The 21273-nt window shown below is 70.1% G+C and carries 15 protein-coding genes and 2 pseudogenes; all 17 read right to left on the bottom strand.

Annotated features, from left to right (window positions below; all coding sequences use genetic code 11):
- Window positions 1-12: 12 nt before the first annotated feature.
- Window positions 13-3483 carry a DNA polymerase III subunit alpha gene (dnaE, locus tag ACRAWC_RS27020; protein WP_431350251.1) on the bottom strand — a complete coding sequence of 1157 codons (3471 nt, stop codon included), beginning with the start codon at window positions 3481-3483 and terminating at the stop codon, window positions 13-15.
- A 90-nt stretch (window positions 3484-3573) separates the two neighbouring features.
- A complete protein-coding gene (locus ACRAWC_RS27015) occupies window positions 3574-4494 on the bottom strand; it encodes an RluA family pseudouridine synthase (protein WP_431350231.1) in 921 nt (306 codons plus the stop codon).
- Window positions 4494-5051 (bottom strand): signal peptidase II, encoded by a 558-nt coding sequence (gene lspA, locus ACRAWC_RS27010; RefSeq protein WP_431350250.1) that lies wholly within the window; start codon window positions 5049-5051, stop codon window positions 4494-4496. The genes ACRAWC_RS27015 and lspA overlap by 1 nt, the downstream gene beginning before the upstream one ends.
- 51 nt (window positions 5052-5102) lie before the next feature.
- Window positions 5103-5891 (bottom strand): DivIVA domain-containing protein, encoded by a 789-nt coding sequence (locus tag ACRAWC_RS27005; RefSeq protein WP_431350230.1) that lies wholly within the window; start codon window positions 5889-5891, stop codon window positions 5103-5105.
- Between the two features lie 161 nt (window positions 5892-6052).
- On the bottom strand, window positions 6053-6349 hold the full coding sequence (locus ACRAWC_RS27000) for a YggT family protein (RefSeq protein WP_431350229.1): 297 nt from the start codon (window positions 6347-6349) through the stop codon (window positions 6053-6055).
- 76 nt (window positions 6350-6425) lie between these two features.
- On the bottom strand, window positions 6426-6947 hold the full coding sequence (locus tag ACRAWC_RS26995; protein ID WP_431350228.1) for a cell division protein SepF: 522 nt from the start codon (window positions 6945-6947) through the stop codon (window positions 6426-6428).
- 70 nt (window positions 6948-7017) lie between these two features.
- Window positions 7018-7722: a YggS family pyridoxal phosphate-dependent enzyme gene (locus tag ACRAWC_RS26990; RefSeq protein ID WP_431350227.1), complete on the bottom strand. Its 705-nt coding sequence runs from the start codon at window positions 7720-7722 to the stop codon at window positions 7018-7020.
- Window positions 7688-8866, bottom strand: coding sequence for a cell division protein FtsZ (ftsZ, locus tag ACRAWC_RS26985; RefSeq protein ID WP_431350226.1), 1179 nt, complete (start codon window positions 8864-8866; stop codon window positions 7688-7690). The genes ACRAWC_RS26990 and ftsZ overlap by 35 nt, the downstream gene beginning before the upstream one ends.
- Before the next feature lie 142 nt (window positions 8867-9008).
- Window positions 9009-10019: an FtsQ-type POTRA domain-containing protein gene (locus ACRAWC_RS26980; protein WP_431350225.1), complete on the bottom strand. Its 1011-nt coding sequence runs from the start codon at window positions 10017-10019 to the stop codon at window positions 9009-9011.
- A 5-nt stretch (window positions 10020-10024) separates the two neighbouring features.
- Window positions 10025-11436 (bottom strand): annotated as a pseudogene (murC, locus tag ACRAWC_RS26975) (UDP-N-acetylmuramate--L-alanine ligase).
- A gap of 57 nt (window positions 11437-11493) precedes the next feature.
- Window positions 11494-12584, bottom strand: a pseudogene (locus ACRAWC_RS26970) (UDP-N-acetylglucosamine--N-acetylmuramyl-(pentapeptide) pyrophosphoryl-undecaprenol N-acetylglucosamine transferase).
- Window positions 12581-13855 carry a putative lipid II flippase FtsW gene (ftsW, locus tag ACRAWC_RS26965; RefSeq protein ID WP_431350224.1) on the bottom strand — a complete coding sequence of 425 codons (1275 nt, stop codon included), beginning with the start codon at window positions 13853-13855 and terminating at the stop codon, window positions 12581-12583. The pseudogene ACRAWC_RS26970 and the gene ftsW overlap by 4 nt, the downstream one beginning before the upstream one ends.
- Window positions 13818-15350 carry a UDP-N-acetylmuramoyl-L-alanine--D-glutamate ligase gene (gene murD, locus ACRAWC_RS26960; protein ID WP_431350223.1) on the bottom strand — a complete coding sequence of 511 codons (1533 nt, stop codon included), beginning with the start codon at window positions 15348-15350 and terminating at the stop codon, window positions 13818-13820. Before murD ends, ftsW begins: the two co-directional genes overlap by 38 nt.
- Window positions 15347-16459: a phospho-N-acetylmuramoyl-pentapeptide-transferase gene (gene mraY, locus ACRAWC_RS26955; protein ID WP_431350222.1), complete on the bottom strand. Its 1113-nt coding sequence runs from the start codon at window positions 16457-16459 to the stop codon at window positions 15347-15349. The genes murD and mraY overlap by 4 nt, the downstream gene beginning before the upstream one ends.
- Window positions 16456-17907 carry a UDP-N-acetylmuramoyl-tripeptide--D-alanyl-D-alanine ligase gene (locus ACRAWC_RS26950; RefSeq protein WP_431350221.1) on the bottom strand — a complete coding sequence of 484 codons (1452 nt, stop codon included), beginning with the start codon at window positions 17905-17907 and terminating at the stop codon, window positions 16456-16458. The genes mraY and ACRAWC_RS26950 overlap by 4 nt, the downstream gene beginning before the upstream one ends.
- Entirely contained in the window at window positions 17907-19451 is a 1545-nt protein-coding gene (locus ACRAWC_RS26945) for a Mur ligase family protein (protein WP_431350220.1), read from the bottom strand. The genes ACRAWC_RS26950 and ACRAWC_RS26945 overlap by 1 nt, the downstream gene beginning before the upstream one ends.
- A 65-nt stretch (window positions 19452-19516) precedes the next feature.
- Window positions 19517-21259 carry a peptidoglycan D,D-transpeptidase FtsI family protein gene (locus ACRAWC_RS26940; protein WP_431350219.1) on the bottom strand — a complete coding sequence of 581 codons (1743 nt, stop codon included), beginning with the start codon at window positions 21257-21259 and terminating at the stop codon, window positions 19517-19519.
- Window positions 21260-21273: the final 14 nt, after the last annotated feature.

The raw sequence follows: 21273 nt of genomic DNA, 5'->3' as shown, positions 1-21273 counted from the left end.
AAGCGATCGCTGCTAGACCAGGCAGTTGGGGCCGAGGAGGCCTTTGAGCTCGCCGTAGAGGTCCGGGGAGACTTTGACGGGCTTCGGGACCTCGAAGACGCGGGCGGTCTGGCCTTTGACGAGTCGGAGGCGGACCTCGCTGTCGCCGGGGTGCCGCGACAGCACCTCTGCGAGCGAGGCGACCGTGTCTGTCGTCGCGCGCTGGTCGGCCATCGTGATCATGAGGGTGCCGATGTCGTCGGCCTGACCGAGGTCGGGCACCATCAGGCTGAACGCGTGCAGGTTCATCCCGTCGTCGCGCATGCTGACCCGGCCGCGGACGACGACGATCGAGTCGCCCTGCATCATCGGCGAGAACTCCTGGTACGCCTTGCCCATGAACATGACGGTCATCTCGCCGCCGAAGTCCTCGACCTGGATCATGCCGTACTGGTTGCCGGACGCCTTCGCCACGCGGTGCTGCACGCTCGTCACGAGCCCCGCGATGACGACGGTGTCGCCGTCCTGCACGTTGTCGGACGCCAGCAGCTCGGCGATCGACGTGCTCGCGAGCTTGGCGAGCTGCAGCTCCAGCCCGGCCAGCGGATGGTCGGACACGTAGAGGCCGAGCATCTCGCGTTCGAACGCGAGCTTGTCCCGCTTCACCCACTCGGGGCGGTCGGGGATGTGGTGCTGCGTCTGGCTCTGCTCGTCCTCGCCCCAGAGGCTGTCGAAGTCGAAGCCGACGTCGCCGTTCGCCTCGCTGCGCTTGATCTTGACCGCGGACTCCACCGCGTCCTCGTGCACCTCCACGAGCGCGCGCCGGGTGTGCCCGAGCGAGTCGAACGCGCCCGCCTTGATGAGCGACTCGACGGTGCGCTTGTTGGCCGCGTGGATCGGGACCTTGTTCAGGAAGTCGTGGAACGACTCGAACCGGCCTTTGCTCTCGCGGGCCGCCCGCACTCCGTCGACGACGTTGGCGCCGACGTTGCGGACGGCACCCATGCCGAAGCGGATGTCCTCGCCGACGGCGGCGAAGTAGAGGTTGGACTCGTTGACGTCCGGCGGCAGCACCTTGATGCCCATGCGGCGGCACTCGTTGAGGTAGAGCGCCATTTTGTCCTTGGAGTCGCCGACGCTCGTCAGCAGCGCGGCCATGTACTCGGCCGGATAGTGCGCCTTGAGGTAGGCCGTCCAGTACGAGATGACGCCGTACGCGGCAGAGTGCGCTTTGTTGAAGGCGTAGTCGGAGAACGGCAGCAGGATCTCCCACAGCTTGCCGACCGCCGCCATGGAGAAGCCGCGGTCGACCATGCCCTGCGAGAAGCCCTCGAACTGCTTGTCCAGCTCGGACTTCTTCTTCTTGCCCATCGCGCGGCGCAGGATGTCTGCTTGGCCGAGCGAGAAGCCCGCGACCTTCTGCGCGATGGCCATGACCTGCTCCTGATAGATGATCAGGCCGTAGCTGGTCGAGAGGATCTCCGCCAGCGGCTCCGCCAGCTCCGGGTGGATCGGCGTGATGTCCTGCAGGTTGTTCTTGCGCAGCGCGTAGTTGGTGTGCGAGTTCGCGCCCATCGGGCCCGGGCGGTACAGCGCGATGAGCGCCGAGATGTCCTCGAAGTTGTCCGGCTTCATCAAGCGCAGCAGCGAGCGCATCGGGCCGCCGTCGAGCTGGAACACGCCGAGGGTGTCGCCGCGGGACAGCAGCTCGTACGCGCCGCGGTCGTCCAGCTCCAGCTCCTCGAGCACGAGGTTCTCGCCGCGGTTGTCGCGGATGTTGTCGAGCGCGTCGTTGATGATCGTGAGGTTGCGCAGGCCCAGGAAGTCCATCTTGATCAGGCCGAGCGACTCGCAGGCCGGATAGTCGAACTGCGTGACGATCTGGCCGTCCTGCTCGCGCTTCATGATCGGGATGACGTCGATCAGCGGATCGGACGACATGATCACGCCCGCCGCGTGCACGCCCCACTGGCGCTTGAGGTTCTCGAGCCCGAGCGCCGTGTCGAAGACGGTCTTGGCCTCGGGGTCGCTCTCCACGACCGCGCGGATGTCGACGGCCTCCTTGAAGCGCGGGTGCTCCTTGTCGAAGATGCCCGTGAGCGGGATGTCCTTGCCCATCACGGGCGGCGGCATCGCCTTGGTCAGCTTCTCGCCCATCGAGAACGGGAAGCCGAGCACGCGGCCGGAGTCCTTGAGGGCCTGCTTGGCCTTGATGGTGCCGTAGGTGACGATCTGCGCGACGCGCTCGGAGCCGTACTTCTCGGTCACGTACTTGATGACCTCGCCGCGGCGGCGGTCGTCGAAGTCGACGTCGAAGTCGGGCATCGAGACGCGGTCCGGGTTGAGGAACCGCTCGAAGATCAAACCGTGCCGGAGCGGGTCGAGGTCGGTGATCCGCATCGCGTACGCGGCCATCGACCCGGCGCCGGAACCACGGCCGGGGCCGACGCGGATACCGTTGCGCTTCGACCAGTTGATGAAGTCGGCGACGACGAGGAAGTAGCCGGGGAAGCCCATCTGGGAGATGACGCCGATCTCGTAGTCGGCCTGCTTGCGCACGTCCTCGGTGATCCCGCCCGGGTAGCGCTCGTGGAGGCCCTTCTCGACCTCCTTGACGAACCAGCTCTGCTCGGTCTCGCCCTCCGGCACGGGGAACCGCGGCATGTAGTTGGCCGCGGTGTCGAACTTCACGTCGACGCGCTCGGCGATCGCGAGCGTGTTGTCGCACGCGTCCGGATGGTCGCGGAAGAGGCGGCGCATCTCCTCCGGCGTCTTCAGATAGAACTCGTCGGCGTCGAACTTGAACCGGTTGGGGTCGTCGAGGGTCGAGCCGGACTGCACGCACAGCAGCGCCGCGTGGCTCTTCGCGTCGGCCGCGTGCGTGTAGTGGAGGTCGTTGGTCGCCACGAGCGGAAGACCCAGCTCTTTGGCGAGCCGGATCAGGTCGCTCATGATGCGGCGCTCGATGCCGAGGCCGTGGTCCATGATCTCGGCGAAGAAGTTCTCGGGCCCGAAGATGTCGCGGAACTCCGCCGCCGCCTTCTTGGCCTCCTCGTACTGCCCGAGCCGCAGCCGGGTCTGGACCTCGCCGGACGGGCAGCCGGTCGTCGCGATGATGCCCTTCGAGTAGCGCTGCAGCAGCTCGCGGTCCATGCGCGGCTTGAAGTAGTAGCCCTCCAGCGAGGCGTACGACGAGAGCCGGAAGAGGTTATGCATGCCTTCGGTGGTCGCCGCGAGCATGGTCATGTGCGTGTAGGCGCCGGAGCCCGACACGTCGTCGCCGCCGCCGTCGCCCCAGCGCACGCGCGTCTTGTCGGTGCGGTGCGTGCGCGGGGTCAGGTAGGCCTCGGTGCCGATGATCGGCTTGATGCCGGCGTCCGTCGCCGTGCGCCAGAAGTCGAACGCGCCGAACATGTTGCCGTGGTCGGTGATCGCGACGGCCGGCATGCCCTGCTCGACGGCCGCCTCGATGAGCGGTTTGACGCGTGCGGCCCCGTCGAGCATCGAGTACTCGCTGTGGACGTGGAGATGGACGAAGGAGTCGGTCGGCACTATTGCTCCGGGTCGAGGTGAGGGCTTAAGACTACGTCGGACCTACGACGCCCGGAGCACGTCGAGAGCGTGTTGCAGATCCTCCGGGTAGGTCGTGGTGAAGGTCACCCACTCCCGCGTCGCCGGGTGCTCGAAGGCGAGCTGGACGGCGTGCAGCCACTGCCGGGTGAGTCCCAACCGGGCGGACAGCGCGGGGTCGGCGCCGTACATCGCGTCGCCGGCGCACGGGTGCCGCTGGGCCGCCATGTGCACACGGATCTGGTGGGTGCGACCGGTCTCCAGGTGGATCTCCAGCAGGCTCGCCGCCGGGAACGCCTCGATGGTCTCGTAGTGCGTCACGGACGGCTTGCCGCCGGCGACGACCGCGAACTTCCAGTCGCTCCGGGGATGCCGGCCGATCGGCGCGTCGATGGTCCCGGTCAGCGGGTCGGGGTGGCCCTGGACGACCGCGTGGTAGATCTTCTCGACCGTGCGGTCGTGGAAGGCGCGCTTCAGGACGGTGTAGGCGTGCTCGGACTTCGCCACGACCATCAGGCCGCTGGTGCCGGCATCGAGTCGGTGGACGATCCCCGCGCGCTCGGCGGCGCCGGAGGTCGAGATGCGGAAGCCCGCGGCGGCCAGCGCACCGAGGACCGTGGGGCCCTCCCAGCCGACCGAAGGATGCGCCGCGACGCCGACCGGCTTGTCGATGACGACGATGTCGTCGTCGTCGTGGACGATCGTCAGCTCGGGCACCGCGATCGGGACGATGCGGGCCTCCTCGCGCGGCTGCCAGGAGACCTCGAGCCAGGAGCCGGCCGAGAGCCGGTCCGACTTGTCCGCCTCGCGGCCGTCGATGGTGACGCCGCCGGCCTCGGCGATCTCGGCGGCGAAGCTTCGCGAGAAGCCCAGGAGCTTGGCGAGGCCCGCGTCGACGCGTGACCCTTCGAGTCCGTCGGGGACGGGGAGGCTGCGCGACTCCATCAGAGCTGGGGGTTTCGGGGCTCGCGCGACTCTGCGGGCGGCTCGGCCGCGACGACCGTGTCGTCCTCGCCGAACGCGTCATCCTCCTCGGGCTGCTGCTGCCCGTCGAGGCCGACGCCGCGGAGCGAGAGGATGAGGAACAGCACCATGCTCGAGACGATGGCGACGTCCGCGAGGTTGAAGATGGCGGGCAGCAAAGGAATCTGCAGGAAGTCCACGACGTGCCCGACGCCGAAGCCCGGTTCCCGGAAGAGCCGGTCGGTCAGGTTGCCGAGCAGACCGCCGAGCAGCAGCCCGAAGAGGATGGCCCACGCCGTCGAGCGGATGCGCGGCGCGTACCAGATGACGAAGCCGAGCACGCCGACGCCGACGATCGAGAAGATCCAGGTCGACCCGCTGCCGATGGAGAAAGCCGCGCCCGGGTTCTTCACGAAGTGGAGCTGGAGGAGCTGTCCGAGGACCTGGAGCTGCTGGCCCTCGTAGAGGTTCGAGACGACCAGGACCTTGGCGATCTGATCCACGAGGTACACGCAGAGCGCGACCACGGCCAGGATCACCAAGGCCCTGATGCTGACCTTGGCCCCGTTACCGACCTCGGCCTTCGGGGGCTAGCCTCCAAAGCCCGGGAAGACCGGAGGCTGAGCGCCCTGGTCCTGGCTGTTGCCGTCGGAGGAGCCCGCGGGCACCGGGGTGGGGGCGTTGCCGCCGAAGGAGGCGGACTGGCTGTCGAGGTCGCGGAGCTGGCCCTCGATGTAGCCCTTCAGGCCCTGGCGGTAGTCGCGCTCGAAGCCACGGAGTTCGTCGATGCGGCGCTCGAGGCCGGCACGCTCCTGGTCGAGGGCGCTGATCTGGGCGCGCTGCTTGGACTCGGCCTCGGCGACGATGCGGGCGGCGGTGGCGTGCCCCTCCGCGATGAGAGCGTCGCGCTTCTCCACGCCTTCGCGCACGTGCTCCTCGTGGAGGCGGCGGGCGAGCTGGAGGAGGTTGTTGGTCGCGTTCGGGTCGTTCGCGTCGGTGGCGCCGGCGGCGAAGCCCGCTGCGGCGCCCGCGGCGGCTGGAGCGGCGGCGGCCTGCTGCTTCGCCTGCGCTGCCTCCTGCTGGGCGGTGGCCAGGCGCTGCTTGAGCTCGTCGTTCTCCTGCTGGAGGCGCTGCACCTCGCCGTTGTCGGCGGCGGCCGGGGCCGCGGCCTGGCCGGAGCCGCCACTGCGCTGCAGCTCTGCGATGCGCGAGTCGGCGGCCACGAGGCGCTGCTTGAGCTCGTCGCTCTCCTGGGTCAGCCTGCGGAGCTCCACGACGACCTCGTCGAGGAAGTCGTCGACCTCGTCCTGGTCGTAGCCCTCACGGAATTTCGTCGGTTGAAACCGCTTGTTGACCACATCTTCCGGAGTCAGCGCCATGAGAAGCCACCTTAGATCTTGAAAAGGACGAACAGTGAGTGCGTTCAGCCAACGCTAGCAAAGTGCACGGCCGCCGCGCACTCCGCCGCACCCGTGGTGCGTCGGCCTCGACCACATTACAACGGCAGCGCAGCCCGACCCCAACCGACGCCAGCTCGGCGTCAGGTGAAACTCAGGGTCACGTAGAGGCCGATGATGACGACGAGCATGGTGAGGCTCCAGCCGAAGTCGATCGCGACCGCCCCCATCGACAGCGGCGGGATGATCCGGCGGAAGAATCGGATGGGCGGGTCCGTGACCACGTACGTCGACTCGGCGAGGACGAGCCCGAAGCCCCGAGGGCGCCACTGCCGCGCGAAGGTGCGCACCAGGTCGAGCACGAAGCGGGCCCAGAGCACGAAGAAGTAGATCAGGAGGACGTAGTAGAGCACGTTCGCGATGATCGAGACGACAAGCACAACACCCAGTATGAACGACGGCGTATGCACGAAAGCGCACCGCCCGGCCGGGCGGTGCGCTTTCGCAGGAAAAGGGTCAGGCCTGCGCGAAGAAGGAGGCGTCGACGTCGGCGTCCTGTCCGCCGTGCTCGCCGGAGACGACGACGTGCGACGGCGAGAGCAGGAACACCTTCGGAGTCACCCGCTCGATCTTGCCGTACAGACCCTGCGAGAGGCCGCTGGCGAAGTCGATGAGGCGGCGGGCGTCGCCCTCGCTCATCTGCGACAGGTTGATGATCACCGGGATGCCCTCGCGGAAGGACTCGGCGATCGCCTGCGCGTCGCGGTACTGACGGGGGTGGACTGTGAGGATCTCGTTCATTTCCTGTACCGAAACATTCCGTGCGGTGGACGATTTGCGCAGCGGGGTGACCGGAGCGCGGCCGGCCACGGGAGCGACCGGTGCAGGGTGCGGGACGGGCTGGACCGGCGACGGGGCGGGAGCCTCGCGGCGCGGCTGGTGCTGCACCGGCTGGTGCTGCTCCGGGGACTCTTCGAACTCCAGCTCCTCGTCGGCGAGGCCGAGGTAGACCATCGTCTTCTTCAGCGGGTTGGCCATGCGCTTCCTCCGTGTAGACCGGTGCGCCGACGCCTCGCACGCACTGAATGAACCTTCTTCCCTTCCGAGATTAACGAAGGCTTGGCCGATTCCCGGTAATGGCGGTGCCGATGCGAAGGTGTGTCGCACCGGCGGCGACGGCCTCCCGGTAGTCCTGGGACATGCCCGCAGAGATGGATGTCGCCTCCGGCGCGAGCGTGCGGACCCGCTCGGAGGCGAGCCGGACGCGCTCGAAGGCGCGTGCCGGCTCCTCGTCCAGCGGGGCGACCGCCATCACGCCGAGGAGGTTCAGGCCGGGCGTGGCGAGCACGTGCTCGACCAGCGGCTCCAGGTCGCGGTCGGCGACGCCGCCGCGCGCCGTGTCGTCGGTGAGGTTGAGCTGGACGAACACGTCCACGTCGGGCGCGTCGTCCAGCTTCAGAGCGTCGACGAGCGAGATCCGGTCCAGCGAGTGGATGACGGACGCGTAGCGCCGCACCTGTCGCGCCTTCTTGCTCTGAAGCTGGCCGACGAAGTGCCAGCGCAGGTCGAGGTCGGCGAGTTCCGCCGCCTTCTCCTGCGCCTCCTGGTGCCGGTTCTCCCCCACATCGCGCACGCCGAGCGCGGCGAGCTCGCGGACGAGCGACGCCGGGTGGAACTTGGTCACCACGATCGTCGTCAACTCGTCCGGGGAGCGGCCGGCGGCCCGGGCGGCGTCGGCGACGCCCTCCCGGACCGCGGCGAGCCGCTCGGCGAGCGGGCTACTTGAGGAAGTCGGGGATGTCGAGGTCGTCATTCTCGTCGTCGAACGCCGGGTCCTTCTGCGCGGTCTCGGTCACCGGGGTCTCGCCGGTCGCGTGCCACTCCGTGGCGGGGGCCTCGACCTCGCCGGCCTCGACCGCCGCGGACGAGGCGATCGACGCCTCCTCCGAGCCGGCCTCCACGTAGGTGGACCGACGTGCGTCCGCGGCCGCGGTCTGCACCGACTTCGGCTCGCCGCCGTCGAAACCGGCCGCGATGACCGTGACGCGCACCTCGTCGCCGAGGGTGTCGTCGATGACCGCGCCGAAGATGATGTTCGCCTCGGGGTGCACGGCCTCCTGTACCAGGCGGGCGGCGTCGTTGATCTCGAAGATGCCGAGGTTCGAGCCGCCCTGGATCGAGAGCAGCACGCCGTGGGCGCCGTCGATGGAGGCCTCCAGCAGCGGGGAGGCGACCGCCAGCTCCGCGGCCTTGATGGCTCGGTCCGCGCCGCGCGAGGAGCCGATGCCCATCAGCGCGGAGCCCGCGCCCTGCATGACCGACTTCACATCGGCGAAGTCGAGGTTGATGAGGCCCGGGGTGGTGATGAGGTCGGTGATGCCCTGCACACCGGCGAGGAGCACCTGGTCGGCGGTGGAGAACGCCTCCAGCATGCTGATGCCGCGGTCGCTGATCTCCAGCAGCCGGTCGTTCGGGACGACGATGAGGGTGTCGACCTCTTCCTTGAGCCGCTGCACGCCGGACTCGGCCTGCTGCTGGCGGCGCTTGCCCTCGAACGAGAACGGCTTGGTGACGACACCGATGGTCAGGGCGCCGATCGACTTCGCGATCCGGGCCACGACCGGTGCGCCGCCTGTGCCGGTGCCGCCGCCCTCGCCCGCGGTGACGAAGACCATGTCGGCGCCGGCGAGCGCCTCCTCGATCTCCTCCGCGTGGTCCTCGGCGGCACGGCGGCCGACCTCGGGGTCGGCTCCGGCGCCGAGGCCGCGGGTGATCTCGCGGCCCACGTCGAGCTTGACGTCGGCGTCGCTCATCAGCAGCGCCTGCGCGTCCGTGTTGATGGCGATGAACTCGACGCCGCGCAGGCCGAGCTCGATCATGCGGTTGACGGCGTTCACGCCGCCGCCGCCGATGCCGACGACCTTGATCACGGCGAGGTAGTTCTGGTTTGCTGTCACGTCCGGCCTCCACGGGAACCTTCAACCTCAAGTCGAGGTTTAAAGATATGCTGAGTATGCAATTCTCGATTCGACGGTAGAGGCGCAAGGGCCCCTGCCGCCGCAGTTCGCAGGCGTGTCGGCAAATGCGCCGTCAACCCGGTCATCCTGTCGTCACGCTGTGCGGCGACGAGACGTCGAAACGGCTCGCCTTCGGCGCGCCCTTGAGCAGCGCGGCGAGGTCGGCGGACTTGAGCGCCGAGTCCTCCGCGCTCCCCCAGACCACGGTCGCACCGCCCTCGCGGAGCGTGAAGGACACGTCGTCCTTCGTCTTCGCCGAGATGGTGTCGACCCGGCTCAGCACGTCGGCGGGCAGCGACGACAGCACGGCGGCCGCCGCGGCGAACCCGGAGTCCGCGTTCGCGTCGGCCGCGCCTCCCGTCGCGGCGATGATCGGGTATCCGGCCGGTCGGGTCGCGCTGGAGGAGATGGGGACCTTCGCCGCATCCACGAGCTCGAAGGCCGACCCGTGCTGGATGGCGCCGATCGCCTGGCGTTCGACGATGCGCACCACGAGGGTGTCCGGCGGGTGGCTCTCCAGCGTGTAGCTGCGGATGAGCGGGAAGGCGGCCAGGTCACTGGAGATCTCGGCCTGGTCGAGCAGCGCGAGCGGCTTGCCGACCTGGTCGCCGAGCTTGGCCGAGATCGCGCCGGCGTCCAGCCGCGAGGCGCCGACGACCTGGATGTGCCGGAGCGCGAGCAGTGGCGAGAGGCCGACGAGGATCGTGCCGAGCACGAGCGCGACGACGACGCCCGCAGCGCCGAGCCACGCCATCCTGCGGCGACGCGAGCGCTTGGTGAACCGGCGCACCTCGCCGCGCTCCACCCGGCGGCGCTCGGCGCGGGCGGCGCGGAGCGCCTGGGAGATCTCGCGATTGCTCGGCACGCGCTCCGTGAGCGGGAGGCGGTCGGCCGTCGCCCGGGACGGGCGGAGCTTCCGCTCGGGGAACGGCTCCTGCGAGCGGGCGATCGGGATCGGCTCGGTGATCGTCCCGACGGGGGCCGCGGCGCGGGCGTCCTCGGGGCGCGCCGGAGCGACGGTCTCCGGTGCGGAGGGCGCCGGAGCGCCGGGCTGCCGTGCCGCCGACCGTTCGAATCCCTGGGGACGCTTCACGCGGGCTACTCCCGGACGCGGCGGAGCGAGTCGAGGAGCTGCGGGACGATCCGGTAGACGTCACCGCAGCCCAGCGTGATGACGAAGTCGCCCTCGCGCGCGATCCGCGCGGTGTGGTCGGCGGCCTCCTGCCAGTCTGCGATGAACGCGACGTGCTCGGGATGCTGGAACCGATCCGCGACCAGGGCGCCGGTGACGCCGGGCTCCGGGTCCTCGCGCGCGCCGTAGACGTCGAGCACGACGGTCTCGTCGGCGTAGGTCTCGAGGGTCTCGGCGAACTCCTGCGCGAACAGGCGGGTGCGGCTGTAGAGGTGCGGCTGGTGGACCGCGATGATGCGGCCGTCGCCGACGACCGTGCGCGCGGCCGACAGCGCGGCGGCGACCTCGGTCGGGTGGTGGGCGTAATCGTCGTAGACGCTCACGCCGCCCACGTTGCCGTGCAGCTCGAAGCGGCGCTCGGTGCCGCCGAACTCCGCGATCGCGGCCAGCGCGGCGGCGGGGTCGAAGCCGAGTCCGGTCAGCACGGCGAAGGCGCCGGCCGCGTTGATCGCGTTGTGCCGGCCGGGCACCCGCAGGCGCGCCGAGTAGTCGGCGCCGGAGTAGCTCAGCGTGAACGCGACCGGGCCGTCGGTGACGATCGAGTGGACGCGCACGTCGGCGTCCTCCGCCTCGCCGAAGGTGACGACGCGCTTCTCCGGCGCGACCTCCACCAGCCGGCGGTGGACGTGCGTGGCGCCCGCGTCGTCGGAGGAGACGACCACGAACTCGTCGGCTTCGCGGGCGAACGTCACGAAGGCGTCCTCGAACGCCTCCAGCGAGCCGTAATGGTCGAGGTGGTCGGGGTCCACGTTGGTGATCAGCGCGACCGCCGTGTCGTAGAGCAGGAAGGAGCCGTCGGACTCGTCGGCCTCCACGACGAACAGCTCGCCGCTGCCCGTCTGCGAGCTCTTCCCGAGCGAGGCGATGACGCCGCCGTTGACGAAGCTCGGGTCCTCGCCGAGGCCCAGCAGCCCGGTGATGATCATCCCGGTGGAGGTGGTCTTGCCGTGCGCTCCCGCGACGGCGACGAGGCGCTTCTTGTTGATCAGCCAGGCCAGCGCCTGGGAGCGGTGCAGCACCGGGATGCCGTCGGCGAGGGCGAGCTGGTACTCCGGATTGTCCTGCCAGAGCGCACCGGTGACCACGAGGGTGTCGGCGTCGCCGACATTCGCGGCGTCGTGGCCGATCGCGATGGTGGCGCCGAGGGCGCGCAGCGCGTCGATGTTGGCCGAGTGGCGCACGTCGGACCCGGTGACAGTGTGGCCGGACTCCAGGAACAGCCGCGCGATTCCGCTCATGCCCGAGCCCCGATGCCGACGAAGTGGAGCGTGCCCAGCTCGTCGGGGATGGTGGCGTTGAGGTCGGGTTTGATCGTCACAGGTGCTGCTTTCGGTCCGCGAGTCGAGTTGACAGAGTACAGGCTACGCGGCGAACCTCAGGATCCGGCCAACCCACTCCGGCCCAGCGCGCTTCGGATCAGGGCGACCATCCGGTCGGAGCCGTCGCGCACCCCTGTGATCGCCGCCTTGCGCGCCATGTCGTCGACCGCGATCCGGTCTGCGAGCAGCGGGAGCAGGTGCCCGTCGACCCACCCGGGGAGGAACTCCGCGTCGTCCACCAGCATGCCGCCGCCGGCCTCCACGACGCCCGCCGCATTGAAGCGCTGCTCGCCGTTGCCGATCGGGAACGGCACGTAGACGGCGGGGATACCGAGTGCGGCGAACTCGCACACGGTCGCGGCGCCCGCGCGCGCGACGGCGAACTCGGTCAGCGCGAAGGCGAGGTCCATGCGGTCGCAGTAGTCCAGCAGCCGGTAGTGCTCGATGCCGGGGTCGGTCAGCTCGCCACGGCCGCCCTGGATGTGGAGCACCTGCCAGCCGGCAGCGGTGAGCTGCACCGCACGTTCGGCGATCGTGCCGTTGAGCCGCCTGGCGCCGAGCGAGCCCCGGTGACCAGGAGGGTCGGGCGGTCGGCGGACAGACCGAACGCGGCCAGGGCCTCCGGGCGGGCGGCCTCCCGGTCGAGCTCCTCGATCTCTCGGCGCAGCGGCATCCCGACGAAGCGGGAGTGGCGCAGCGGCGTGCCCTCGAACGCGACGCCGACCCACGGGGTGGAGCGGGCGCCGAGCCGGTTCGCGAGCCCCGGCCGGGCGTTGGCCTCGTGCAGCGCGTACGGCACGCCCGCGCGACGGGCGGCCGAGTAGGCGGGCGCGGCCGCGTAGCCGCCGAAGCCCACCACGACGTCGATGCCGCGCTCGCGGATCAGCTCGGTGACCGAGCGCACCGCGCGCCGGTACTCGCCGGGGAAGCGCAGCGCGGCGCCGTCGGGGCGGCGCGGGAACGGCAGCTTCGGGATGGTCGCGAGCTCGTAACCGCGGTCGGGGACGAGGCGCGCCTCCAGCCCCTCCTTCGTGCCGAGGACCACGACCTCCGCGCCCGGGTCGTCGCGGCGCAGGCGGTCGGCGACGGCGAGCAGCGGATTGACGTGGCCGGCGGTCCCGCCGCCGGCCAGGAGGTAACGGCTCACAGAGCGCTGCCCGTGGCGCGACGCGGGCCCTGTCCGGTGCGGGAGTTGCGGGCGTTCTGGCGGGCGAAGGACATCACGATGCCGATAGCGATCATGGAACTGATCATCGCAGTACCTCCCGCAGAGATCAGTGGGAGCGGCACGCCGAGCACCGGGATGACGCCGAGCACCACAGCGATGTTCACGAACGCCTGGAAGATCAGCCACACCATGATCGCGGCGGTCGTGACGCGCGGGAAGGTGTCGGTGGACGCGTGGATGATCCGCAGGAAGACGATCGCCAGCATCACGAAGAGCAGCAGGACCACCACGGCCCCGATCAGGCCGAGCTCCTCGCCGATGATGGCGAAGATGAAGTCGGTGTCCGCCGCGGGCAGCCACGACCACTTCGAGTGCGAGTTGCCGAGCCCCACGCCGAACACGCCGCCGGAGGCGAGGGCGTAGAAGCCGTTGTCGATCTGCCAGTTGACGTCGGGGTTCGCGGCGCTCGTCCCGCCGAAGAGCGCGGCGATGCGGCCCATCCGGCTGGCGCTCGACATGGCGACGACGACGGCCACGATCGCGACCCCGACGAGCCCCGCGAACAGGTAGCGCAGCCGCACGCCGGCGAAGTACAGACCGCCGAGGACGAACGCCGACATGACGATGGTCGTCCCGAGGTCGCCGCCGAGGACGACGACGCCGATGGCGCCTCCCGCGATCGGGAGGACGGGCAGCGCGACGTGCCGCCAGTCGTCGAGGAGGTCCTGCTTGCGGGACAGCACGACGCCCAGCCAGATCACGAGCGCGATCTTGATCGCCTCCGACGGCTGCCCGACGAAGCCGCCGATGCGGATCCAGTTGCGGTTGCCGCCGATCTCCACACCGAGCGGCGTCACCAGCACCAGGAACTGCACGAAGCAGGCCGCACCGAGGATGAACCAGATCGAGCGCTTCCAGAAGGTCATCGGGATGCGCGAGACGATGAACATCAGCGGGAGCCCGATGAGGGCGTACATGCCCTGCGACCAGAACCGCGAGAAGAAGTTGTCGGTGTCGTTGTGCGACTCGACGGCGGACGACGAGAGCACCATGACGAGGCCGAACACGACCATGAAGAGCGTGATGCCGAGCAGCAGGAAGTAGTCGGAGGACTCGCTGTTCATCGCCCGGCCGAGCGAGATGCGCGCCGTGAGTCCCGCGCGGGAGCCGTCGTCCCCGGTCGGATCGCCGGACGGCCGCTGATCGCGCGGCTCAGGCTCCCGGCGGACGCGAGGCGGGCTCGTCGTCATCCGCCCCACCTCCAAAGAACTCGTTGACGGCCGCCTGGAAGAGACGCCCGCGCTCTGCGTAGTCGGTGAACTGGTCCATCGACGCCGCCGCCGGAGCCAGCAGGACGGTGTCCCCCTCGCGGGCGAGACCGCCGGCCAGCCGCACCGCCGTCGGCATGACCCCTTCAGTCTCGTCGGCCACCACCTCCAGCGCGGGCAGCCCCGGGGCGTGTCGCTCGAATGCGGCCAGCAGTGCCGCGCGGTCGACCCCGATCAGGACGGCGCCGCGCAGCCGGTCCGCATGCGCGGCCACGAGCTGCTCGATGTCGACGCCCTTGAGGAGGCCACCGACCACCCACACGACGGACGGGTACGCGCGCAGCGACGCGTCCGCCGCATGCGGGTTGGTGGCCTTGGAATCGTCCACCCAGCTCACGCCGGCCTCCACCCGCACCAGCTCGATGCGGTGGGCGTCGAGGCGGAAGGCGGTGAGCACGTCGCGGATGACCTGCGGTTCGACGCCGTAGGAGCGGGCCAGCGCACTGGCGGCGAGGATGTTGGCGACGACATGCGGGGCGGCGAGTCCGGCCTCCGCGAGCTCGTCCAGGGTCGTCAACTCGATGGCGCTGTTGCGGCGGTCCTCGAGGAACGCGCGGTCGCAGAGGATGCCGTCGACGATGCCGAAGTCGCTCGGGCCCGGCACATCGAGGCCGAAGCCGATGGCGCGGGCGCCCTCGGTCACGTCGGCCTCCTCGACCATGCGCAGGGTGTTCTGGTCGGCGCGGTTGTAGACGCAGGCGACCTGGGTGTTGTCGTAGACCTTCGCCTTGGCCGCGATGTACGCCTCCAGCGAACCGTGCCAGTCGAGGTGGTCGTCGGCGATGTTCAGGCAGGCGGCGGAGTACGGCGTGAGCTCGCCGCCGCGGTTCCGGTTGATCCAGTGCAGCTGGTAGCTCGACAGTTCCACGACGAGCACGTCGAAGCCCTGAGGGTCGCGGATGGCGTCGAGCACCGGCACGCCGATGTTGCCGCACGGCGCGACGCGGGAGCCGCCGGCGAGCAGCATGGTCGCGGTGAGCTGGACCGTGGTGGTCTTGCCGTTCGTGCCGGTGACGCAGATCCAGTCCGCCGGGTCGCCGACCTTGTCGCGCAGCCGCCAGGCCAGCTCGATGTCGCCCCAGACCGGTACGCCGCCCGTCTCGGCCCAGAGCAGCAGCGGGTGGTCCCAGTGGAAGCCGGGTGAGACGACCACGAGCTCGGGATCGAACTCCACCAGCCGCGCGGGCGGCGTGCTGAGGTCCGGCTCCTCCAGCAGCTCGGCGCCGATGACCTCCAGCAGCATGGCGCGCTCGGCGTCGGCGCGCGAGGCGACGACCAGCACCTGCGCTCCCAGCTCGGCGAGCGTGTCGGCGACCGAGAAGCCGGTGACGCCGAGGCCGAACACGGCGACGCGCAGGCCCGACCAGTCGTGGTGCCAGCTGGTGAGCGACTCCAGGCGTTCGCGGGATCCGGTCACGTCGCGAGCCACTCGAGGTAGAACGAGCCGACGCCGGCCGCGACGAGGAGGCCGCCGATGATCCAGAACCGGACCACGACCGTCACCTCCGCCCAGCCTTTCAGCTCGAAGTGATGATGGATGGGACTCATCAGGAAGATGCGCCTGCCGTGCGTGATCTTGAAGTAGGCCCGTTGGACGATCACCGAGCCCGCCTCGATCACGAACAGGCCGCCGATGAGGACGAGCAGCAGCTCGGTGCGGCTGAGGATCGCGAGCGCGGCGACCGCGCCGCCGAGGGCGAGCGAGCCGGTGTCGCCGAGGAAGATCTGCGCGGGCGACGTGTTCCACCAGAGGAAGCCGACCACGGCGCCCACGATCGCCGTCGCGACGATCGCCAGGTCGAACGGATCGCGCACGTCGTAGCACTTCGCGATGTTCTCGGGATTGAGGTTGGGGCTCGCGCACGACTGGATCGACTGCCAGAACCCGATGATGATGTACGCGCCGATGGCGAGGATGCTCGCGCCGGACGCCAGTCCGTCCAGGCCGTCGGTGACGTTCACGCCGTTGGAGGCGGCCGCGACGATGAAGTTGATCCAGATCAGGTAGAGGCCGTAGCCGACCAGCACGCCGATCACGCCGAACTTGGTGATCGAGCCGAAGTCGATCGGGAGGTCCCGGATGAACGACACGCTCATCGTCGCCGGCGTGTAGCCGCGCGAGTCGGGGAACCGGACGGCGAGGAACGCCCAGACCGTCGCCACGAGAACCTGACCGGCGATCTTGGCCCAGCCTGTCAGTCCGAGACTGCGCTCGCGCCGGGTCTTGAGGAAGTCGTCCACGAACCCGACGACCCCGAGGCCGACCATGAGGAACAGCACCAGGAGAGCGGACACGCTGGTCTCGTCGCCCGTCAGCAGCAGGGCGGTGAAATAGCCGAACAGTGTGCCGAGGATGACGACGATGCCGCCCATCGTGGCCGTTCCGCGCTTGGCGTGGTGGCTCTGCGGGCCGTCGTCGCGGATGAACTGGCCCCACTGGAGCCGCCGGAAGAGCCGGATGAAGAGCGGCGTCAGGAACAGCGTGAACGCCATCGACAGCGCGCCGGAGGTCAAAAGGGCTCTCACGAGAAGAATTCTCCCAGTCGGTCGCCGAGGAAGCGCAGCCCCGCCGAGTTGGAGGACTTGACGAGCACCGTGTCCCCGGGGCGGAGCGCGCCGCTGAGGTGGTCGAACGCCGCGTCCTGGGTCTCGAAGTACAGGGACTCCCCGTCCCACGAGCCCTCGTTGATGGCGGTGATGTGCATGCGCCGGGCGGACGGCCCGACGATCACGAGCTGGTCGATGCCCAGCCGGACGGCGAGCAGGCCGATGCGGTCGTGCTCCTCTCCGGAGAACTCCCCCAGCTCGCTCATCTCGCCGAGGACGGCGATGGTGCGCTCCCCCGGCTCGGCGATCTGGGCCAGCGTCTTGATGGCGGCGGCCATCGAGTCCGGGCTCGCGTTGTAGGCGTCGTTGATGACGGTGACGCCACGGGCGCCGCCCAGGACCTCCATCCGCCAGCGCTCGGCGCGCTGCACGGTCTGCAGCCCTTCGACGATCGTGTCGATGTCCACGCCGAGGGTGTGCGCGGCGGCCGCGGCGGCCAGCGCGTTCATGACGTGGTGCTCGCCGAGCACACGGAACTGCACGGGACGCGACTCCCCGGGTCCCTCGCCGCCGTCGGCCGGCGGGAGGTGCAGCACGAACGACGTGCCGCGCGCGGTCGAGCGCACCTCGGTGGCTCGGACCGCCGCACGGTCGTCGAGGCCGAACCACAGCACGCGGGCCGCCGTCTTGTCGGCCATCGAGGCGACGCGCGGGTCGTCCAGGTTGAGGACGGCGACGTCGGACTCCAGGAGGTCGCTGACCATCTCGGTCTTGGCCGCGAGGGTCTTCTCGATGCCGCCGAACTCGCCGGCGTGGGCGAGGCCGACCTTGAGCACGATGCCGATGTCGGGCCGCGCCATCCGGACCAGCCGGGCGATCTCGCCGATGCCGCTCGCGCCCATCTCGGCGACGAGGTACTGGGTCTCCTCGGTGACCTCCAGCATCGTGACCGGCGCGCCGACCTCGTTGTTGAACGACGCGCGCGGGGCGATGGTCGGGCCGACCTGCTCCAGGATCTCGCGCAGCAGGTTCTTGGTCGTGGTCTTGCCGTTGGAGCCGGTGACGCCGACGATCTTCAGCGTGCCGAGCGCACGGACGCGGGCGATCACCTCGGTGGCGAGGTCGCCGAGCGCCACGACGGTGTCCGGGACGAGCAGCTGCGGCACCGGGAGGTCGAGCGCGTGGTCGACGACCAGGAGGGCCGCGCCGGACTCGACGGCCTGCGGGGCGAACAGGTGGCCGTCCGTCACCTCGCCGGGCTTGGCGAAGAAGATCGTGCCGGGCACGACCTCCCGCGAGTCGGTGGTGGAGAGGCCGGAGACGACGGTCTCCGGGGTGGCGGCCGTCCCATCGGGGAGGACGGCTCCGTCGAGCAGGAGCGTGCCCCGGGTCGCGTCGGCGATCTCGGCGAGGGTGAGAGCGATCATCAGAGCCACCCGGCCTCTCGGAGCGCGAGCCGCGCGTCGTCGCGGGCGGAGTACGGGAGGCGCTGGCCGGCGACCTCCTGGTAGTCCTCGTGCCCCGGGCCGGCGTACAGCACCACGTCTCCGTCGCCGGCGAGCGAGAGCGCGGTGCGGAATGCGGCGCGGGGATCGGCGACCTCGTACAGCTCGGCGTCCGGAACGGCGGCCCGGGCGCCGTCGAGCAGCGCGGCGCGGATCAGCGCCGGGTCCTCCGAGCGGGGGTGGAAGTCGGTGATGACCACCGCGTCGGCGCCGCGCGCCGCGATCGCGCCCATGTCGGCGCGCTTGGTGGTGTCGCGGTCGCCGTCGGCCCCGAAGACCATCACGATCCGGCCGTCGGTCACCCGGCGCAGCGCGCCCAGCAGCGACAGGAAGGCGTCGGGCGTGTGGCCGTAGTCGATGAAGACGACCGGGCCGCGGTCGCCGGAGAGCCGCTCGGTGCGGCCGGGGACGTAGGCGTCGATGCCGCCGTCGCGCTCCAGCGCCGCGCCGATGGCGTCGAGGTCGTAGCCGGACTCCACCAGCATGACGATCGCGAGCGCCGCGTTGGCGGCGTTGTAGGCGCCGAGGAGCGGCACGCTGGTCTCCAGCCTGCGCCCGTCCGGACCGCACAGCTCGAACACCGTCTCCCCGATGGTCTCCTCGATCACCGTCAGCGTCCAGTCGGCGTCGACCTCCGGCACGGTCGCCAGCGTGGAGACCGGGATGCGGGACTGCTCGACCAGCGCGCGCCCCCACTCGGAGTCGACCGTGACGACGCCGCGGCGCGCGCGGTCGGGCTGGAACAGCTCCAGCTTGGCCGCGAAGTAGTCGTCCATCGCCGCGTAGTCGTCGAGGTGGTCGTGGCTCAGGTTGGTGAAGCCGACCACGTCGAACTCGATGCCGTCGACGCGGTGCCGGCTGAGCGCCTGGGCGGAGACCTCGACCGCGACCGCGCGGACGCCCTCCTCGCGCATCCGGGCCAGCAGCGCGTGCAGCTCGCTGGCCTCCGGGGTGGTGAGCTTGCTGGTGATCGCGTGCTCGCCGATGCGGCGCTCGGCGGTCGAGGACAGCCCGGCGACGACGCCGAGCTGGCCCAGGATCCCGTAGAGCAGGTAGACGACGCTGGTCTTGCCGTTGGTGCCGGTGACGCCGAACAGCGTGGCCGAGTTCTCGTCGGTGCGGTAGACCCACCTCGCCACCGCGCCGAGCGCGGCGCGGGGATCGGGCGTCACGATGACGGGGACGCCCGCGTCGGCCGCGAGCTCCGCACCGGCGGCGTCGGTCAGGACCGCGACGGCACCCGCCTCGACGGCGGCCGAGGCGTAGCTCGCACCGTGCGCGTTCCTGCCCGGCACGCCGACGTACAGGTCGCCCGGCGCGACCGCCGAGCTCGCGAGGGCTGCTCCGGTCACCTCGACGGCGTCGAGGTCTCCCCGCACATCCAGCCCGAACTCCGCGACCAGCTGGGCGAGCGGGCGGGCGACGGGATGCTCGGGGCGCAGGGAGGAGGGCGCCGGTCCTGTCACGGGGCTCACTTTCACTCGGGGTCTGGTACGGGAGACGGTCTCAGGCGACGGCGTCTCGGCGGGGTTCAGTAGTAGGGCGGGTAGTCGGCCGGGCTCGACGTCGAGGGCTTCACCCGGTAGGTCTTCAGCACCTGGCTCATGATCGTGTGGAACAGCGGAGCGGCGGCAGCCGACGAAGTAATGGTAGTCGGGAACCCGAGGTTGACCGAAACGACGTACTGCGGATCGTCCACCGGAGCGATCCCCATCACCGACACGTAGTACGACGGCAGATAGCCGCCCTTGCCGTCCGGCTGCTGGGCCGTACCGGTCTTCGCGGCCACGTTGTAGCCGGGGATCCGGAGCTGCTTCGCGAGCTCGCCCTGGGTGGTGACGGACTCCAGCATTCCGAGCGTCGTGGTGGCCGCGTCGGCCGAGACGACCTTCTCGGCGGTGGGCTTCGGGACGTCGGTGACGGTGCCGTCGGCCTGCTTGCACCCCGCGACCATCGTCAGCGGGATGCGGGTGCCGCCGTTGGCGAGCGCCTGGTACGCGCCGACCATCTGGAGCTGTGTCGTCGAGACGCCCTGGCCGAACATGGTGGCGTACTTGGTCTGGTCGTCCCAGTTCTTCACCGGGTTCAGGATGCCGGACGACTCGCCGGGATACGGGAGCCCGGTGGAGTCGCCGATGCCGAACTTCGTGAGGTAGTCGTAGCGGGTCTGGTCGGTGAGCGCCCGCCCGAGCTGGGACATGCCGGTGTTCGACGAGTTCATCAGCACGCCGGTGAGGGTCAGCCGCTCGGGCGCGTGGTAGCCCGAGTCGTGCAGGTCGGCGCCGTTGCCGGACTTCCACTCGTAGGGCGCCAGCACCTGACTGGCAGGCGTCGCCTTGCCCTGGTCGATGAGCATGGCGGCCGTGAGCGCCTTGAAGGTCGAGCCGGGCTCGCGCGGGTCGGTGAGCGACTGGAGGCGCCAGTAGGACGGGTCGGTGGCGTCGATGTTGTTGGGGTCGAGCGCGGGCCACTGCGCGATCGCTTTGATCTTGCCGGTCTTCGCCTCCGCCACGGTGACGAAGCCGAACTTGGATCCTGTCGCCGTGACCTGCTGGGCCAGCGTCTGCTCGGCGAACCACTGGAGGTCGCTGTCGACCGTGAGCTCGAGGGTGCCGCCGTCCCTCGCCTTCTGCTGCACGACCGTGCTGCCGGGGATCGCGACCCCGTCCGCGCCGCGCTGGTAGGTCTCCACCCCGTTCTTGCCGGCCAGGCAACCGTTCTCGCTCTGCTCCAGGCCGCCGTTGCCGCCCTGCGAGACGTAGCCGATCAGGTTGCCCGCGACGGCGCCGTTCGGATAGCTGCGCGCCTGCGTCTTGCCGAAGGTGAGCCAGGGGTAGGGCAGCTTGTCGAGCTTGTCGAAGGTCGTCACGTCCATGCCGGACTTGATGAGCACGTACTTGGACTTGGCGTTCGCCTTCAGCGCGTCGTCGAACAGCTTCACCACGGCGTCGCCGCCCTGGCCGGTGATCGCGCCGATCTTGGCGGCGGCCTCCACCATCTTGTCGCGGCCGCCGGCGATCGCGTCGGACGGCGAGGCCTGCGCGGTGTAGGTGTAGATCGTCGTCGCCAGGATCTTGCCGCCGGCGTCGACGATGTCGCCGCGGTTGCCGTACAGGGTGGTGGAGTCCTCCTTTGCCTGCACCGACTGCTTCTGCAGGGCGTCGGCCCGGACCACCTGGATGTCGACCAGCTTGCCGCCGAGGATGGCGACGAACGCCGCGACGGCCACGACGGTGAGGGCCGTCCGCCTCCGCAGCATCTTCCTGTTGATCACGCCCCGCGTCCGTC

This window comes from Leifsonia sp. L25 (genome assembly GCF_050632895.1).
This window is presented reverse-complemented; position numbering and strand designations above follow the sequence as displayed.